This is a genomic window from Variovorax sp. OV329 (assembly GCF_900114785.1).
Classification (GTDB): domain Bacteria; phylum Pseudomonadota; class Gammaproteobacteria; order Burkholderiales; family Burkholderiaceae_C; genus Variovorax.
In genome coordinates this window covers 363683-380028 of sequence record NZ_FOUG01000002.1, presented here as the reverse complement: position 1 = coordinate 380028, position 16346 = coordinate 363683, and the positions used below count along the sequence as shown (strand labels likewise).

General features: G+C 66.5%; 15 protein-coding genes and 1 pseudogene. 6 read left to right on the top strand and 10 right to left on the bottom strand.

What is annotated here, in order from left to right; genetic code table 11:
- Positions 1 to 23: 23 nt before the first annotated feature.
- From leuC to BM345_RS04535, 10 genes are all read right to left on the bottom strand, one after another.
- A complete protein-coding gene (gene leuC / locus BM345_RS04580) occupies positions 24 to 1445 on the bottom strand; it encodes a 3-isopropylmalate dehydratase large subunit (RefSeq protein WP_093375992.1) in 1422 nt (473 codons plus the stop codon).
- A gap of 38 nt (positions 1446 to 1483) precedes the next feature.
- Positions 1484 to 2434, bottom strand: coding sequence for a LysR family transcriptional regulator (locus BM345_RS04575; RefSeq protein ID WP_093375990.1), 951 nt, complete (start codon positions 2432 to 2434; stop codon positions 1484 to 1486).
- A gap of 130 nt (positions 2435 to 2564) precedes the next feature.
- On the bottom strand, positions 2565 to 2705 hold the full coding sequence (locus tag BM345_RS04570) for an entericidin A/B family lipoprotein (protein WP_093375989.1): 141 nt from the start codon (positions 2703 to 2705) through the stop codon (positions 2565 to 2567).
- A 161-nt stretch (positions 2706 to 2866) separates the two neighbouring features.
- Positions 2867 to 4177 (bottom strand): citrate synthase, encoded by a 1311-nt coding sequence (gltA, locus tag BM345_RS04565; protein WP_093375988.1) that lies wholly within the window; start codon positions 4175 to 4177, stop codon positions 2867 to 2869.
- Positions 4178 to 4257: 80 nt separating this feature from the next.
- Complete coding sequence (locus BM345_RS04560) at positions 4258 to 4542, bottom strand: FAD assembly factor SdhE (protein ID WP_093375986.1); 285 nt, start codon at positions 4540 to 4542, stop codon at positions 4258 to 4260.
- 26 nt (positions 4543 to 4568) lie between these two features.
- Positions 4569 to 5270 (bottom strand): succinate dehydrogenase iron-sulfur subunit, encoded by a 702-nt coding sequence (locus tag BM345_RS04555; RefSeq protein ID WP_093375984.1) that lies wholly within the window; start codon positions 5268 to 5270, stop codon positions 4569 to 4571.
- A 19-nt stretch (positions 5271 to 5289) separates the two neighbouring features.
- Entirely contained in the window at positions 5290 to 7101 is a 1812-nt protein-coding gene (gene sdhA, locus BM345_RS04550; protein WP_093375982.1) for a succinate dehydrogenase flavoprotein subunit, read from the bottom strand.
- A gap of 3 nt (positions 7102 to 7104) precedes the next feature.
- Positions 7105 to 7470, bottom strand: coding sequence for a succinate dehydrogenase, hydrophobic membrane anchor protein (gene sdhD / locus BM345_RS04545; protein WP_093375980.1), 366 nt, complete (start codon positions 7468 to 7470; stop codon positions 7105 to 7107).
- Positions 7471 to 7489: 19 nt separating this feature from the next.
- The gene (gene sdhC, locus BM345_RS04540) at positions 7490 to 7933 is read right to left on the bottom strand and encodes a succinate dehydrogenase, cytochrome b556 subunit (RefSeq protein ID WP_093375978.1); all 444 of its coding nucleotides are present in this window, start codon (positions 7931 to 7933) and stop codon (positions 7490 to 7492) included.
- A gap of 138 nt (positions 7934 to 8071) precedes the next feature.
- Positions 8072 to 8833: a GntR family transcriptional regulator gene (locus BM345_RS04535; RefSeq protein ID WP_093375976.1), complete on the bottom strand. Its 762-nt coding sequence runs from the start codon at positions 8831 to 8833 to the stop codon at positions 8072 to 8074.
- Positions 8834 to 9036: 203 nt separating this feature from the next.
- Between BM345_RS04535 and BM345_RS04530 the strand changes: the two genes are divergently transcribed.
- The 6 genes and pseudogenes from BM345_RS04530 to BM345_RS30480 all read left to right on the top strand — a co-directional run.
- The gene (locus tag BM345_RS04530; protein WP_093375974.1) at positions 9037 to 10023 is read left to right on the top strand and encodes a malate dehydrogenase; all 987 of its coding nucleotides are present in this window, start codon (positions 9037 to 9039) and stop codon (positions 10021 to 10023) included.
- Between the two features lie 18 nt (positions 10024 to 10041).
- Positions 10042 to 10833 carry a trans-aconitate 2-methyltransferase gene (tam, locus tag BM345_RS04525; RefSeq protein WP_093375972.1) on the top strand — a complete coding sequence of 264 codons (792 nt, stop codon included), beginning with the start codon at positions 10042 to 10044 and terminating at the stop codon, positions 10831 to 10833.
- Complete coding sequence (locus BM345_RS04520; protein WP_093375970.1) at positions 10830 to 11846, top strand: HpcH/HpaI aldolase/citrate lyase family protein; 1017 nt, start codon at positions 10830 to 10832, stop codon at positions 11844 to 11846. Before tam ends, BM345_RS04520 begins: the two co-directional genes overlap by 4 nt.
- A 43-nt stretch (positions 11847 to 11889) precedes the next feature.
- On the top strand, positions 11890 to 12447 hold the full coding sequence (locus tag BM345_RS04515) for a hypothetical protein (protein WP_093375968.1): 558 nt from the start codon (positions 11890 to 11892) through the stop codon (positions 12445 to 12447).
- 85 nt (positions 12448 to 12532) lie between these two features.
- Entirely contained in the window at positions 12533 to 15127 is a 2595-nt protein-coding gene (gene acnB / locus BM345_RS04510; RefSeq protein WP_093375965.1) for a bifunctional aconitate hydratase 2/2-methylisocitrate dehydratase, read from the top strand.
- 140 nt (positions 15128 to 15267) lie between these two features.
- Positions 15268 to 16314, top strand: a pseudogene (locus BM345_RS30480) (serine hydrolase domain-containing protein); the annotation flags it as partial.
- Positions 16315 to 16346: the final 32 nt, after the last annotated feature.

Here is a 16346-nt window from a genome sequence, read left to right as displayed (position 1 = left end):
GATGTCTCTCTCGTAGCGGCGGATCAGGCGAACTGGCGGACGTCGACGAAGTGGCCGTGCACTGCGGCAGCCGCGGCCATGGCCGGACTCACGAGGTGCGTGCGTCCACCGGCGCCCTGGCGGCCTTCGAAGTTGCGGTTGCTGGTGGAGGCGCAGCGCTCGCCCGGCTCCAGCCGGTCGGCGTTCATCGCCAGGCACATCGAGCAGCCGGGCTCGCGCCACTCGAAGCCGGCAGCCTTGAAGATGGCATCCAGGCCTTCGCGCTCGGCCTGTTCCTTCACCAGGCCCGAGCCCGGCACCACCATCGCGAGCTTGACGTTCTTGGCCACCTTCTGGCCCAGGCGCTTGACCACCGCGGCGGCCTCGCGCATGTCCTCGATGCGGCTGTTGGTGCACGAGCCGATGAACACCTTGTCGACGAAGATGTCGTTCATCGCCTTGTTGGGCTCCAGGCCCATGTACTTCAGGGCGTTCTCGATGGCGTGGCGCTTGCTGGCGTCCTTCTCGCGGTCCGGGTCCGGCACGCGGCCGTCGATGGCCACCACCATCTCGGGCGAGGTGCCCCAGGTGACCTGCGGCAGGATCTGCGTGGCGTCGAGTTCGACCACGGCGTCGAAGTGCGCGCCCGGGTCGGAATGCAGGGTGCGCCAGTGGGCCACGGCCTGGTCCCATTCGACACCGTTGGGCGCGAGCGGGCGGCCCTTCACGTAGGCGATCGTCTTGTCGTCCACCGCCACCAGGCCGGCGCGCGCGCCGGCCTCGATGGCCATGTTGCACACGGTCATGCGGCCTTCCATGCTGAGGTCGCGGATGGCCGAGCCGGCGAACTCGATGGTGTAGCCGGTGCCGCCTGCCGTGCCGATCTTGCCGATGATGGCCAGCACGATGTCCTTGGCGTTGCAGCCCAGGGGCAGCTTGCCTTCCACCTTCACCAGCAGGTTCTTGGCCTTCTTGGCCAGCAGGGTCTGCGTGGCCATCACGTGCTCGACCTCGCTGGTGCCGATGCCGTGCGCCAGCGCCCCGAAGGCGCCGTGGGTGGAGGTGTGCGAGTCGCCGCACACCACCGTCATGCCCGGCAGCGTTGCGCCCGACTCGGGGCCGATCACGTGCACGATGCCCTGGCGCTTGCTCAGGAAGGGGAAGAAGGCGGCGGCGCCGAATTCCTGGATGTTGTGATCCAGCGTGGTGATCTGTTCCTTGCTGACCGGGTCGGCGATGCCGTCGTAGCCCAACTCCCAGTTTGTGGTGGGCGTGTTGTGGTCGGCCGTGGCCACCACCGAGCTGATGCGCCACAGCTTGCGGCCGGCCTCGCGCAGGCCTTCGAAGGCCTGCGGGCTGGTCACTTCATGCACCAGGTGGCGGTCGATGTAGAGGATGGCGGTGCCGTCCTCCTCGGTGTGGACGACGTGTTCGTCCCAGAGCTTGTCGTAGAGCGTGCGTGCCATGGTGGTCTTTCGTGGGAAATGCTTGTGGTTGGATGTGTTCAGGCCGCCAGCGCGTGCGGCGCGTCGGCGCCGGCGCGCAGGTGCGTGACCAGGGTGCGGGCGGCCACCGGCAGGGTGGAGAAGTCACGCGCCACCAGCTGGATCTGGCGCACGGCCCAGGCGTCTTTCAGGGCGACGCTGGCCAGGCCGGCGCCGATGCCGCCCTTCATGAGCTCGAAGGCCCGCAGCGGCATGATGCCGATGCCCAACCCGTTCTGGATCATGCGGCACATGGCGTCCAGCCCGGTGACGTGGATGCGCAGCTTGATGCCCCGGCCCGCCTCGGTGGCCGCCTGGTGCATGGCGACGTAGATGGAGCTGTTGGTGTGCAGGCCCACGTGGTCGAAATCCAGCGTGGAGATGAAGTCGATGGCCGGCCCCAGCTTCGTGAGTGGGTGGCCGGCCGGCACGACCAGGGCGAGGCGATCCTGCCGGTAGGGCAGGGCCTGCAGTTCGTGCGTGCCCTGGCTGGCATGGCAGATGCCCAGGTCGGCGGCGCCTTCCTGCACGGCGCGCAGCACCTCGCTGCTCAGGTGCTCTTCCAGGTCGATCTTGATGGCCTCGTGCTCACGCGTGAAGACGCCCAGGTCTTCCGGCAGGTACTGCACGATGGCCGAGATGTTGGCGTGCACCCGCACGTGTCCGCGCACGCCGTCGGCGTACTCGCTGAGTTCGCCCTGCATCTTCTCCAGGCTGTAGAGCACGCTGCGCGCATGGTGCAGCAGGCTCTCGCCGGCGGGCGTCAGGTCGACGCCGCGGGTGTGGCGGTAGAGCAGGGGGGTGTGAAGGGCCGCTTCCAGGTCCGACAGGCGCTTGCTGATGGCCGAGGCGGCAATGAATTCGCGCTCCGCCGCACGGCCGATGCTGCCGAGCTCGCACACCGCCACGAAAAGCTGCAGCGAGGTGAGGTCGACGCGACGGACGAAGTTGCGGTCAGGGAGGGAGGACATGGGGCGGAGGCATCGCCATTCGCGATGCGTTCCGCCATTTTGCTACCGAAAAAGAAGCCTGGTCATCGCGAACGGCGATGACCAGGCTTCCCGGTAGCGATGCTGAGGGGCCCGAAGGCAGCCGCCAGGCTTACTTCTTCTTGTCGGCGCTGTTTTCCAGCTTCTCGCCACCCTTCTGGATGTCCTGGCCGGCACCCTTCATGGTGTTGCAGCCGGCGAGCGGCACGGACAGGGTGAAGGCGATGGCGATGAATGCGGCGAGTTTTCTCATGGTTGGCTCCTTCGACGGTTTTGAAAGCGAGGCAGATCCCTCTGGCAGCAAAGTTACGCGTTGGAAGGCACCAACCGTGTCAGCCAAGACGCAAAAAAGCTGCCCGAAGGCAGCTTTCCTGGGTGCGGGCGCAGAGCGCGCGCGGGTGCTCGAGCAGCAGATCAGCGGGCGCCGATCGGCTTGACGTCGCGCTTGGGCGAGCCTTCGAAGAGCTGGCGCGGACGGCCGATCTTGTAGTCGGGGTCGCCGATCATCTCGTTCAGCTGGGCGATCCAGCCCACCGTGCGGGCCAGCGCGAAGATCGCGGTGAACAGCGGCACCGGGATGCCGATGGCGCGCTGCACGATGCCCGAGTAGAAGTCCACGTTGGGGTAGAGCTTGCGCGAGACGAAGTACTCGTCTTCCAGGGCGATCTTCTCCAGGGCCATGGCCAGCTTGAAGAGGGGATCGTTCTCCAGGCCCAGCTCGCCCAGCACTTCGCGGCAGGTTTCCTGCATCAGCTTGGCGCGCGGGTCGTAGTTCTTGTAGACGCGGTGGCCGAAGCCCATCAGCTTGACGTTGGAGTTCTTGTCCTTCACCTGCTTGATGAACTCGCCGATCTTCTCGACGCCGCCAGCCTTCTGGATGTCGTAGAGCATGTTCAGCGCCGCTTCGTTGGCGCCGCCGTGGGCGGGGCCCCACAGGCAGGCCACGCCGGCCGCGATGGCCGCAAACGGGTTCGTGCCCGACGAGCCGCACAGGCGCACCGTCGAGGTGGAGGCGTTCTGCTCGTGGTCGGCGTGGAGGATGAAGATGCGGTCGAGCGCGCGCTCGAGCACCGGGCTGACCTTGTACTCCTCGCAGGGCGTGGCGAACATCATGTGCAGGAAGTTGCCTGCATAGCTCAGGTCGTTCTTCGGGTACATGTACGGCTGGCCGACGGTGTACTTGTAGGCCATGGCCACCAGCGTGGGCATCTTGGCGATCAGGCGCACGGCGGCGATTTCGCGGTGCTTCGGATTGTTGATGTCCGTGCTGTCGTGATAGAAGGCCGACAGGGCGCCCACCAGGCCGGTCATGATGGCCATCGGGTGCGCATCGCGGCGGAAGCCGCGCAGGAAGAACTGCATCTGCTCGTTGACCATCGTGTGGTGTGTCACGAGGTCGGTGAACTTGGCCTTCTCGTCGCTGTTGGGCAGCTCTCCGTACAGCAGCAGGTGGCAGGTTTCCAGGAAGTCGCAGTTGGTGGCCAGCTGCTCGATGGGGTAGCCGCGATACAGCAGCTCGCCCTTGTCGCCGTCGATGTAGGTGATGGCCGATTCGCAGGACGCGGTCGACATGAAGCCCGGGTCGTACGTGAACATGCCGGTTTGCGCGTAGAGCTTGCGGATGTCGATGACATCCGGGCCCAGCGTGCCCTTGTAGATCGGCAGGTCGACGGCTTGCCCGCCGTTGCTGAACGACAGGGTGGCCTTGGTATCGGAGGCTTTCATGGCTGAGGTCTTTCTGAAACTGAAGGGGCTGGAGAGGTTGAAGAAGTTGGCGGCAGCAGAACGCTCAGGATCGCACTGGATCAGGTGCGCAGCAGCTGCAGGAGTTCCGCCACGCCGGCCCCGGCCAGTTCAGGCTCGGGCTCCTTTCGGCGCAGCAGAAGATCCAGCAGGTCGTTGTCCGACAGATCCATCAATGTCTCCAGTGCCTGTGCCTGGCCCTGGGTGAGGGTGGCTTCATATCGCTCGAAGAAGCGGGCGATGAACAGGTCGTTTTCGAGCAGGCCGCGGCGGCAGCGCCACTTCAGCCGGCTGAGCCTGCGCTCGTCGATCGGCTGGTCGTGCAGGGCTGTGTCGGCGGCTTGCATGATGGGCGGCTTGGCTGGCTACAGGATCAGATGGCCCGGCGGACCATCAATTCCTTGATCTTGCCGATCGCCTGCGTCGGGTTCAGGCCCTTGGGGCAGACGTCGACGCAGTTCATGATGGTGTGGCAGCGGAACAGGCGGTACGGGTCTTCCAGGTTGTCCAGGCGCTCGCCGGTGGCTTCGTCGCGGCTGTCGGCGATGAAGCGGTAGGCCTGCAGCAGGCCGGCGGGGCCCACGAACTTGTCGGGGTTCCACCAGAAGCTGGGGCAGCTGGTCGAGCAGCTGGCGCAAAGAATGCACTCGTACAGGCCGTTGAGCTCATCGCGCTCCTCGGGCGACTGCAGGCGCTCCTTCTCGGGCGGCACGTTGTCGTTCTGCAGGTAGGGCTTGATCGAGTTGTACTGCTTGAAGAACTGCGTCATGTCCACGATCAGGTCGCGGATGACCGGCAGGCCGGGCAGCGGCTTGAGCACCACGGTGCCCTTGAGCGTGTTCATGTTGGTCAGGCAGGCCAGACCGTTCTTGCCGTTGATGTTCATCGCGTCGGAGCCGCAGACGCCTTCGCGGCACGAACGGCGGAACGACAGCGTGGGGTCCTGCGCCTTGAGCTTCATCAGGGCGTCCAGCAGCATGCGCTCGTGGCCGTCGAGTTCGACCTCGATGGTCTGCATGTAGGGCTTGGCGTCCTTGTCCGGGTCGTAGCGGTAGATCTGGAATGTGCGCTTCATCGTGAAAACCTTGTTGTGCTTAGAAGGTGCGGACCTTGGGCGGAACGGACTCGACGGTCAGCGGCTGCAGCTTGACCGGCTTGTAGGACAGGCGGTTGTCCGCGCTGTACCACAGGGTGTGCTTCATCCAGTTGGCGTCGTCGCGGCCCAGCGGCGCGACCGGATCGTCGGCGGGACGCTCGTAGTCTTCCACCGTGTGCGCGCCGCGGCATTCCTTGCGGGCGGCCGCCGACACCATGGTGGCCTGCGCTGCCTCGATCAGGTTGTCGACTTCCAGTGCCTCGATGCGGGCGGTGTTGAACACGCGCGACTTGTCCTTGAGGGTGATGGCGTTGACGCGCTCGCGCACGGCGGCGATCTTCTGCACGCCCTCGTCCATCGTGACCTGCTTGCGGAACACGGCGGCGTGCTGCTGCATGGTGGCGCGGATGTCGTTGGCCACGTCCTGCGCGTAGATGCCTTCCTTGGAGTTCTCCAGGCGGTTCAGGCGCTCCAGCGTGCGGTCGGCCGCGTCGGCCGGCAGCGGCTTGTGTTCCTTCTGCTTGTCGTTGAACTGCACGATGTGGTTGCCGGCCGCGCGGCCGAACACCAGCAGGTCGAGCAGCGAGTTGGTGCCCAGGCGGTTGGCGCCGTGCACGCTCACGCAGGAGCATTCGCCCACCGCGTACAGGCCGTTGACCACGGCGCTGTTCTCCTCGCCCTGCTGCACCACGACCTGGCCGTTGATGTTGGTGGGAATGCCGCCCATCTGGTAGTGGATGGTGGGCACCACCGGGATCGGTTCCTTGGTGATGTCGACGTTGGCGAAGTTGATGCCGATCTCGTACACCGAGGGCAGGCGCTTGTGGATGGTCTCGGCGCCCAGGTGGTCGAGCTTGAGCAGTACGTAGTCCTTGTTGGGACCGCAGCCACGGCCTTCCTTGATTTCCTGGTCCATCGAGCGCGAGACGAAGTCGCGCGGTGCCAGGTCCTTCAGGGTGGGCGCGTAGCGCTCCATGAAGCGCTCGCCGTTGCTGTTGAGCAGGATGGCGCCTTCGCCGCGGCAGCCTTCGGTCAGCAGCACGCCAGCGCCGGCCACGCCGGTGGGGTGGAACTGCCAGAACTCCATGTCCTGCAGCGGGATGCCCGCACGTGCGGCCATGCCCAGGCCGTCGCCGGTGTTGATGAAGGCGTTGGTCGAGGCGGCGAAGATGCGGCCGGCACCGCCGGTGGCCAGCAGCACGGTCTTGGCCTGCAGGATGTGCAGGTCGCCGGTTTCCATTTCCAGGGCGGTGACGCCCACCACGTCGCCTTCGGCGTCGCGGATCAGGTCCAGGGCCATCCACTCGACGAAGAACTGGGTGCGTGCTTCCACGTTCTTCTGGTAGAGCGTGTGCAGCATGGCGTGGCCGGTGCGGTCGGCCGCGGCGCAGGCGCGCTGCACGGGCTTTTCGCCGTAGTTGGCGGTGTGGCCGCCGAAGGGGCGCTGGTAGATCGTGCCGTCGGGGTTGCGGTCGAAGGGCATCCCGAAGTGCTCGAGCTCATACACCACCTTGGGTGCTTCGCGGCACATGAACTCGATGGCGTCCTGGTCGCCCAGCCAGTCGGAGCCCTTGATGGTGTCGTAGAAGTGGTAGTGCCAGTTGTCCTCGCTCATGTTGCCGAGCGAGGCGCCCACGCCGCCCTGCGCCGCCACGGTGTGCGAGCGGGTGGGGAACACTTTGGACAGCACGGCCACGTTCAGGCCGGCGCGTGCCAGTTGCAGCGAAGCGCGCATGCCGGAGCCGCCGGCGCCGATGATGACGACGTCGAACTTGCGCGAGGTGATTTGGTCTTTGGTGTAGTTGGGCATTTTTTAGACTCTCCAGAGGACCTGAATGGCCCAACCCGCGCAACCGACAAGCCAGACGATCGTGAAGATTTGCAGGACCAGGCGGATGGCGACCGGCTGGACGTAGTCCATCCAGACATCGCGCATGCCGACCCACACGTGATAGAGAAGCGAAGCGATGACGGTGAAGGTGAGCACCTTCATCCATTGGGACGAGAAGATGCCCGCCCACTTGTCGTAGCCGATCGGGCCCCTGGAGAAGATCACCTGTGCCAGCAGCACGATGGTGAAGAGCGCCATGAGGACGCCGGTGACGCGCTGGCTGAGCCAGTCGCGCATGCCGTAATGCGCACCGACGACGGTGCGCTTGGAGCCGTAGTTCACTGCCATGTTGTTCTGCTCCTTGTTCTCAATAGACGCCGAACAGCTTCAGGCCCAGCACCACGGTGAGCAGCACGCTGATGGCCAGGACGGCGAGGGCGGAGGTCTTGCCGAACTCCTTGTTGACGGCGGAGTGGCTCACGTCCATCCAAAGGTGGCGCAGGCCGGCGCAGAAGTGATGCAGGTAGGCCCAGATCAGGGCCAGCGCCACCAGTTTCACCAGGAAGCCCGGGACAAAAGAAAAGCCGCTGTTGAAGACGGCCTTGAACTTGGCAAAGGAGATTTCGGAAGACACCGATGCGTCGAACATCCAGATGATGAAGGGCATCAGCAGGAACATCAGCACGCCGCTGACCCGGTGAAGGATGGACACGAGGCCCGCCGGAGGCAGCCGGTAGCTCGGCAGGTCGGTGAGGGCGTTGATGTTGCGAAATTCGCGGCGTGGAGGCCGGCTTGTTGCAAGCTCTGTCATGGGGGCTTTCGTGGCTTTCTTGGAGGACGGCTTGTTCTTCGTTGTCAAAGAAGCAAACAACCCAAAATTCTATTGCAATGCACCATCACTCAGCACGGGCGTGCGCGAGAAGGCCGACAAGAACGCACCAGGATTCATTCAGCCCAGCTCGTTGCGGTAGTGATGCGTGTCGGTGCGGTACAGCCCTCGGCGCAGTTCCATGGGCGTATCGTGGTACGTGTGCGCCACACGCTCCACGCTCAGAAGTGGGGTAGCGCCATCCACCTGAAGCAGGGTCGCCTGCTCGATGTCCGGCAGCACGGCACGGATTCTCTCCTCTGCGCGCACCATGCGCACGCCGAACTCGGTCTCGAACATGGCGTACATCGGGCCATGCCACTGCTCCAGCCGCTCGGCGGTGAGGCCCTTGAAGGGGGCGCCAGGCAGCCACAGGTCTTCCAGGATGGTGGGCACGGCGCGGTAGGCAAGCACCCGCCGCACCTGCAGCACGGCGTCGCCGGTGCGCAGCGCCAGGGCGCGCGCCACGTCGGCCGTGGCCCGCTGGCGCTTGCAGTCGACGATGGTGCGCACCGCAGGGCCCTCGGCCGTGGCGTCGCCGTCGTCGGGCACCAGCTTCAGGAAGCGGTACTGCACATGCTGCTCGGCGTGGGTGGCGACGAAGGTGCCCTTGCCCTGGCGGCGCACCACCAGGTTCTCGGCGGCCAGTTCGTCGATGGCCTTGCGCATCGTGCCCTGGCTGACGCGAAAGCGCGCCGCCAGTTCGATTTCGCTCGGAATGGGCTCGCCCGGCTTCCATTCGCCGGCCTGCAGGCTGCGCAGGATCAGCGTCTTGATCTGCTGATAGAGCGGGCTGAAGGCGGGCGCCGGATTGTCGGCGGTCGGGTGGGGAGCGGTGGTCATGGGCGTGGGCGTGCCGCATCGCGATGCGATGCAACACCTCGTATCTTATATAAGACATAAGACATCCGCCATCCCATGGGCGAATCGGAATAGAATCGCAGACGTTTTTCAGGCGGGGCGCCCGAGCCCGCGGACACAAGCGCAATGCACACTCCGCCGCCCGCGTCCGCCCCTCGTTTTCATCACCATCTGGAGTCCTTCCCATGAGCAAGAAGCCCGTTCGCGTTGCCGTCACCGGCGCCGCAGGCCAAATCGGTTACGCCCTGTTGTTCCGCATCGCATCCGGCGAAATGCTCGGCAAAGACCAGCCCGTGATCCTGCAACTGCTCGAGATCCCCGACGAGAAGGCCCAGAAGGCGCTCAAGGGCGTGATCATGGAACTGGAAGACTGCGCCTTCCCGCTGCTGGCCGGCGTGATCCCCTCGGGTGATCCGGAAGTCGCGTTCAAGGACGCCGACTACGCCCTGCTGGTGGGTGCCCGTCCGCGCGGCCCCGGCATGGAACGTGCCGACCTGCTGGCCGCCAACGCCCAGATCTTCACCGCCCAGGGCAAGGCCCTGGACAAGGTCGCCAGCCGCAACGTCAAGGTGCTGGTGGTGGGCAACCCGGCCAACACCAACGCCTACATCGCCATGAAGAGCGCGCCCAGCCTGCCGCGCGAGAACTTCACCGCCATGCTGCGCCTGGACCACAACCGCGCTGCCAGCCAGATCGCCGCCAAGACCGGCACGGCCGTGGGCGACATCGAGAAGCTGACCGTCTGGGGCAACCACTCGCCCACGATGTACGCCGACTACCGCTTCGCCACCGTCGGCGGCAAGAACGTCAAGGACCTGATCAACGACCAGGTCTGGAACGCCGACACCTTCCTGCCCACCGTGGGCAAGCGCGGCGCCGCCATCATCGAGGCGCGCGGCCTGTCTTCGGCGGCCTCGGCTGCCAACGCCGCCATCGACCACATGCGCGACTGGGCCCTGGGCTCCAACGGCAAGTGGGTCACCATGGGCGTTCCGTCCAATGGCGAGTACGGCATTCCCAAGGACGTGATCTTCGGCTTCCCGGTCACCACCGAAGGCGGCAAGTACAAGATCGTCGAGGGCCTGGCCATCGACGAGTTCAGCCAGGAACGCATCAACAAGACCCTGGCCGAGCTGCAAGGCGAGCAGGACGGCGTCAAGCACCTGCTCTGATCCGACTCGGACGCCGGCATGGCTGACTGGAATCCCGCGCTCTACACCCGCTACGAGGACGAGCGCACCCGCCCGGCGCGCGACCTGCTCGCGCGTGTGGCGCTCCAGTCGGCCCGCCTGGCCGTGGACCTGGGCTGCGGCCCAGGCAACTCGACCGAGCTTCTCGTCGAGCGCTTCCCCTCCGCCGCCGTCATCGGCACGGACAACTCGCCGTCGATGATCGAATCGGCGCGCGAGCGCCTCCCCGAGGCCCAATACCCGAAGGTGCGTTTCGCGCTCAGCGACATCGCGAGCTGGCAGCCCGAGACCGCACCCGAGCTCATCTACGCCAACGCCGCCCTGCAGTGGGTGCCCGACCACGAGACGCTGCTGCCGCGCCTGCTGCAGTCGCTGGCCCCGGGTGGCGTGCTGGCCATCCAGATGCCCGACAACCGCGACGAGCCCACCCACTGCCTCATGCGCGAAGTGGCGGCCGAGCCCACCTGGGCCGCGGCGATCGGCGACTACTCCAAGCTGCGCACCGAGCTGCTGGGCCTGCAGGGCTACTACGACCTGCTGGCGCCCATCGCCGGCAGCATCGACATCTGGCGCACCGCCTACCAGCACCCCATGGCCTCGGCGCGCGCCATCGTCGACTGGGTGCGCGGCACCGGCCTGCGGCCCTTCGTCGACCCGCTTTCGCCCGAGTTGCGCGAGAGCTACCTGGCCGAGTACGAGCGCCGCATCGATGCCGCCTACCCGGCGCGCACCGACGGACAGCGACTGCTGGCCTTCCCGCGCCTGTTCATCGTGGCCACCCGCAAGGCATGAACGGCAAGACCGCCTTCCACCATCCGCGCCAGGTGCTGCTGGGCGCGCAGGCCGGTGCCGTGGCGCTGCCGGTGTGCGACCACTACAGCGGCGTTGAAGCGCGCATGAAGAAGAGCCTGCAACTGCAGGCCGAGATGGCGCAGGAGTTCGGCGCCTGCGTGTTCGACGTCACCCTCGACTGCGAGGACGGCGCCCCGGTGGGCGGCGAGGCCGAGCACGCGCAGCTGGTCACCGAACTGGCCCTGGCGGCCGCGCCGGGCATGCGCGTCGCGGTGCGGGTGCATCCGGTGGACCATCCGTCCTTCGCGGCCGACATCGCCACCATCGCGGGGCGGGCCGCTTCAAAGCTGTGCCACATCATGGTGCCCAAGGTCGAGTCGGCGGCCGACGTGGTCAAGGCCGCCGCCGCCCTCGATGCCGCTGGCGCCGGCGCGCTGCCGCTGCAGGTGCTGATCGAGTCGCCGCTGGCGGTGCGCAATGCCTTCGACATCGCCGCGCATCCGCGGGTGCAGTCGCTGAGCTTCGGGCTCATGGATTTCGTCTCCGCCCATGCCGGGGCCATTCCCGCCGAGGGCATGGCCGCCGCAGGGCAGTTCAGCCACCCGCTGGTGGTGCGCGCCAAGCTCGAGATCGCCTCGGCCGCGCATGCCTACGGCAAGGTGCCGTCGCACTGCGTGGTCACCGAGTTCAGCAACGTGGACGCGATGCGCGCCGCGGCCCGCCGCGCGGCCGACGAGTTCGGCTACACGCGCATGTGGAGCATCCACCCCAACCAGATCCGCCCCATCCTGGACGCTTTCGCGCCCAGCGAGCGGCAGATCGAGACGGCCACGCGCCTGATCGAGGCGGCCCTGGCCGCCGAGTGGGCGCCGGTCAGCTTCGATGGCGTGTTACATGACCGCGCCAGCTATCGGCTCTACTGGCAGGTGCTCGAACGCGCCCATGCCACGGGCCGCACCTTGCCGCCGCCGGCCCGCGCCTGGTTCGACCACCACCACGGCGCGCAGCCTTGACCTTTCACCCGTAGACCTCAGCTTTTCTTTCAAGGAAGCCCACATGAAAAAAATCCTCCTCGTTGCTGCCTTGGCCCTGTCGCTGCCGCTTGCCGCAAATGCACAGACCTCCACCACGACGCCCAAGCCCTACAAGGCGCCGACGACCGGCAAGCGCGTCACGCAAAAGGTGGTGCCCAAGCCCATCATCAAGGAAATCGAAGAGGCCAAGCCCATCTCCGACGACACCAACGTGGTGCTGACGCCGGAAGACATCGCCGTCGCCAAGTCGGTGATCACCGGCCACATCAAGTGCGAGCTGGGCGCCAGCGTGGACATCGCGGCCGACCCTGCCAAGGAAGGGTTCTTCAACGTGTCACTGGGCAAGCAGAAATTCCGCATGCACCCGGTCAACAGCCGCACCGGCGCGATCCGCCTGGAAGACCCGCGCGCCGAAGCCATGTGGCTGCAGCTGGGCAACAAGTCCATGCTGATGAGCCAGAAGAAGGGCGAGCGCCTGGCCGACCAGTGCCAGGCGAACCAGCAGCTGGCGGTGGAAGAGGAAATGAAGAAGAACCCGCCCAAGAGCCTGTTCGAGGGCGCCGACGCCCCGGCCAAGTAAGCCTGCGCTCCTGACGCCCCACGGCGACGGCGGCCCGCCTCTTGCATAGGCCGCCAGAGTTTCGAGAACCGAAAGAGAACGAAAAATGTTGCAAGCCTACCGTGCCCATGTCGCCGAGCGCGCCGCCCTCGGCATCCCGCCGCTGCCGCTGTCGGCCCAGCAGACGGCCGAGCTGATCGAGTTGCTGAAGAAGCCTGCGGACGCGGCCGAGGGCCAGTTCCTGGTCGAGCTGATCACCCACCGCGTGCCCGCCGGCGTGGACGATGCCGCCAAGGTCAAGGCCAGCTACCTGGCCGCCGTGGCGCACGGCAGCGAGAAGTGCTCGCTGATCTCGCGCGCCCGCGCCACCGAGCTGCTGGGCACCATGCTGGGCGGCTACAACATCAGCCCGCTGATCGACCTGCTCGGTGACGCCGAAGTGGGCGCCGTCGCCGCCGACGGCCTGAAGAAGACCCTGCTGATGTTCGACCAGTTCCACGACGTCAAGGAACTGGCCGACAAGGGCAATGCCAACGCCAAGTCCGTCCTGCAGAGCTGGGCCGATGCCGAGTGGTTCACCAGCCGCCCCGAAGTGCCCAAGAGCCTGACCATCACGGTCTTCAAGGTGCCTGGCGAGACCAACACCGACGACCTCTCGCCGGCCCCCGACGCCACCACCCGTCCCGACATCCCGATGCACGCCCTGGCGATGCTGAAGAACAAGCGCGAAGGCGCCTCCTTCACGCCCGAAGAAGACGGCAAGCGCGGCCCGATCAAGTTCATCGAGGCCCTCAAGGACAAGGGCCACCTGGTGGCCTACGTGGGCGACGTGGTGGGCACGGGTTCCTCGCGCAAGAGCGCGACCAACTCGGTGCTGTGGTTCACCGGCGACGACATCCCCTTCATCCCGAACAAGCGCTTCGGCGGCGTGTGCCTGGGCAACAAGATCGCCCCCATCTTCTACAACACGATGGAAGACGCGGGCGCCCTGCCCATCGAGCTGGACGTGAGCCAGATGAACATGGGCGACGTCGTCGAGCTGCGCCCCTACGAAGGCAAGGCCCTGAAGAACGGCGAAGTCATCGCGCAATTCCAGGTCAAGAGCGAGGTGCTGTTCGACGAAGTGCGCGCCGGCGGCCGCATTCCGCTGATCATCGGCCGTGGCCTCACGTCCAAGGCGCGCGAGGCCCTGGGCCTGCCCGCTTCCACGCTGTTCCGCCTGCCTCAGGCGCCGGTCGACAGCGGCAAGGGCTTCTCGCTGGCCCAGAAGATGGTCGGCCGCGCATGCGGCCTGCCCGAAGGCCAGGGCGTGCGCCCGGGCACCTACTGCGAACCCAAGATGACCTCGGTCGGCTCGCAGGACACCACCGGCCCGATGACCCGCGACGAGCTGAAGGACCTGGCCTGCCTGGGCTTCTCGGCCGACCTGGTCATGCAATCGTTCTGCCACACGGCGGCCTACCCGAAGAAGGTCGACGTGAAGATGCACCACGAGCTGCCCGACTTCATGGCCACGCGCGGCGGCGTCTCGCTGCGCCCGGGCGACGGCGTGATCCACAGCTGGCTCAACCGCCTGCTGACGCCCGACACCGTGGGCACCGGCGGTGACTCGCACACCCGCTTCCCCATCGGCATCAGCTTCCCGGCCGGCTCGGGCCTGGTGGCCTTCGCTGCCGCGACTGGCGTCATGCCGCTGGACATGCCCGAATCGGTGCTGGTGCGCTTCAAGGGCAAGATGCAGCCCGGCGTCACCCTGCGCGACCTGGTCAACGCCATTCCGCTGTACGCCATCAAGGCGGGCCTGCTGACGGTCGAGAAGAAGGGCAAGAAGAACATCTTCTCCGGCCGCATCCTCGAGATCGAGGGCCTGCCCGACCTGAAGGTGGAACAGGCCTTCGAGCTGTCCGACGCCTCGGCCGAACGCTCGGCCGCCGGCTGCACCGTGCGCCTGAACAAGGAACCGATCGCCGAGTACATCAACAGCAACATCACGCTGATGAAGTGGATGATCGCCGAAGGCTATGCCGACGCCCGCACGCTGGCCCGCCGCATTGCCGCGCAGGAAGCCTGGCTCAAGAACCAGGAACTGCTGCAGCCCGATGCCGACGCCGAATACGCGGCCGTCATCGAGATCGACCTGGCCGACGTGCACGAGCCCATCGTGGCCTGCCCGAACGACCCGGACGACGTGAAGACGCTGTCCGAAGTCGCCGGCGCCAAGATCGACGAGGTGTTCATCGGCTCGTGCATGACCAACATCGGCCACTTCCGCGCAGCCTCCAAGCTGCTGGAAGGCAAGCGCGACATCCCGGTGAAGCTGTGGATCGCACCGCCCACCAAGATGGACGCGCAGCAACTGACCGAGGAAGGCCATTACGGCGTGTTCGGCAATGCCGGCGCACGCACCGAGATGCCCGGCTGCTCGCTGTGCATGGGCAACCAGGCACAGGTGCGCGAAGGCGCCACGGTGATGTCCACCAGCACCCGCAACTTCCCCAACCGCCTGGGCAAGAACACCAACGTGTACCTGGGCAGCGCCGAGCTGGCCTCGATCTGCTCCAAGCTGGGCAAGATCCCGAGCAGGGACGAGTACATGGCCGACATGGGCGTGCTCAACTCCAGCGCCGGCCAGATCTACCAGTACCTGAACTTCGACAAGATCGAGGAGTTCACCGAAGCGGCTGCCACCGTGGCGGCCTGATCCCTTCGCCTCGCGCGACGCCTGAAAAAGACCCGCCTCGGCGGGTCTTTTTCTTTGGTGGCCTCCGGTTCATTGCGGATGCGGCGCATGCGGGGATTGCTGTCCAATGCGCCGAACACACAGCAACGCGGGATGGCAGCATGAAGCTCGGAAGAATCGTACTTGGAATCCTGGCCCTGGTGCTCGTCGCCGGCGCCGCCGGATGGTCGAGCCTGGACAAGGAAACGCGCGGCCTGCTGGCCACGCTGCCCACCAACCGCGACGTGCTCTTCTGGAGCCAGCCGCAGCGCGACGCGGCTTTCCGCGCGCTGGACCGGCTGCCCATCCTGGCCAAGGCGCGCGTGGTGGCCGCGGCCGACAAGCCTTCGCCGCTGCCGGCCGGCGCGCCGCTGGCCCTGCCGCTGGACCTGAACGAGTACATGGCAAGCCAGCGCAGCGCGGCCATCGTGATCCTGCAGGACGGCAAGCTGCGCCTGGAGCGCTACGGCCTCGACTTCGACGCCCAGGGCCGCTGGACCAGCTTCTCGGTGGCCAAGTCCATCACCTCCACGCTGATGGGTGCCGCGGTGCGCGACGGCCAGATCCGCAGCCTGGAGGACAAGGTCAGCGATTACATCCAGGAGATGAAGGGCTCGGCCTATGACCAGGTGAGCATCCGCCAGTTGCTGACCATGACCTCGGGCGTGAAGTGGAACGAGGACTATGCCGACCCGAGGTCGGACGTGGCCCGCTTCAACAACCACCAGCCCGAGGAGGGCGTGGACTCGCTGGTCAGCTACCTGCGCAAGCTGCCGCGCGTCGCGCCGGCCGGCACACGCTGGAACTACAGCACCGGCGAGACCAACCTGGTGGGCGTGCTGCTCTCGCGCGCCACGGGCAAGCCGCTGGCCACCTACCTGTCGGAAAAGATCTGGGTGCCTGCGGGCATGGAGCAGCAGGCTACCTGGATCCTCAGCCGCACCGGCCAGGAGATCAGCGGCTGCTGCATCCAGGCGGCCACGCGCGACTTCGCGCGCTTCGGCCAGTTCATCCTCGATGGCGCGAAGGCCAACGGCCAGCCGGTGGTGCCCGACGGCTGGCTGGCCCAGGCCACCACCCGCCAGGCCGACATCGGCTACCCCGGTCGCGGCTACGGCTACCAGTGGTGGACCTACGACGACGGCAGCTTCTCCGCGCGCGGCATCTTCGGCCAGGGCATCTTCATCGACCCCAGGCGCAA

Excerpts from the sequence above, each read along its gene's own strand:
- sdhC (WP_093375978.1), bottom strand. The coding sequence starts at position 7,933 with ATGACAGAGCTTGCAACAAGCCGGCCTCCACGCCGCGAATTTCGCAAC.
- BM345_RS04520 (WP_093375970.1), top strand. The coding sequence starts at position 10,830 with ATGAACGGCAAGACCGCCTTCCACCATCCGCGCCAGGTGCTGCTGGGC.
- BM345_RS04575 (WP_093375990.1), bottom strand. The coding sequence starts at position 2,434 with ATGTCCTCCCTCCCTGACCGCAACTTCGTCCGTCGCGTCGACCTCACC.
- BM345_RS04555 (WP_093375984.1), bottom strand. The coding sequence starts at position 5,270 with ATGAAGCGCACATTCCAGATCTACCGCTACGACCCGGACAAGGACGCC.
- sdhA (WP_093375982.1), bottom strand. The coding sequence starts at position 7,101 with ATGCCCAACTACACCAAAGACCAAATCACCTCGCGCAAGTTCGACGTC.
- BM345_RS04560 (WP_093375986.1), bottom strand. The coding sequence starts at position 4,542 with ATGCAAGCCGCCGACACAGCCCTGCACGACCAGCCGATCGACGAGCGC.
- acnB (WP_093375965.1), top strand. The coding sequence starts at position 12,533 with ATGTTGCAAGCCTACCGTGCCCATGTCGCCGAGCGCGCCGCCCTCGGC.
- BM345_RS04570 (WP_093375989.1), bottom strand. The coding sequence starts at position 2,705 with ATGAGAAAACTCGCCGCATTCATCGCCATCGCCTTCACCCTGTCCGTG.
- gltA (WP_093375988.1), bottom strand. The coding sequence starts at position 4,177 with ATGAAAGCCTCCGATACCAAGGCCACCCTGTCGTTCAGCAACGGCGGG.
- BM345_RS04515 (WP_093375968.1), top strand. The coding sequence starts at position 11,890 with ATGAAAAAAATCCTCCTCGTTGCTGCCTTGGCCCTGTCGCTGCCGCTT.
- tam (WP_093375972.1), top strand. The coding sequence starts at position 10,042 with ATGGCTGACTGGAATCCCGCGCTCTACACCCGCTACGAGGACGAGCGC.
- leuC (WP_093375992.1), bottom strand. The coding sequence starts at position 1,445 with ATGGCACGCACGCTCTACGACAAGCTCTGGGACGAACACGTCGTCCAC.
- BM345_RS04535 (WP_093375976.1), bottom strand. The coding sequence starts at position 8,833 with ATGACCACCGCTCCCCACCCGACCGCCGACAATCCGGCGCCCGCCTTC.
- BM345_RS04530 (WP_093375974.1), top strand. The coding sequence starts at position 9,037 with ATGAGCAAGAAGCCCGTTCGCGTTGCCGTCACCGGCGCCGCAGGCCAA.
- sdhD (WP_093375980.1), bottom strand. The coding sequence starts at position 7,470 with ATGGCAGTGAACTACGGCTCCAAGCGCACCGTCGTCGGTGCGCATTAC.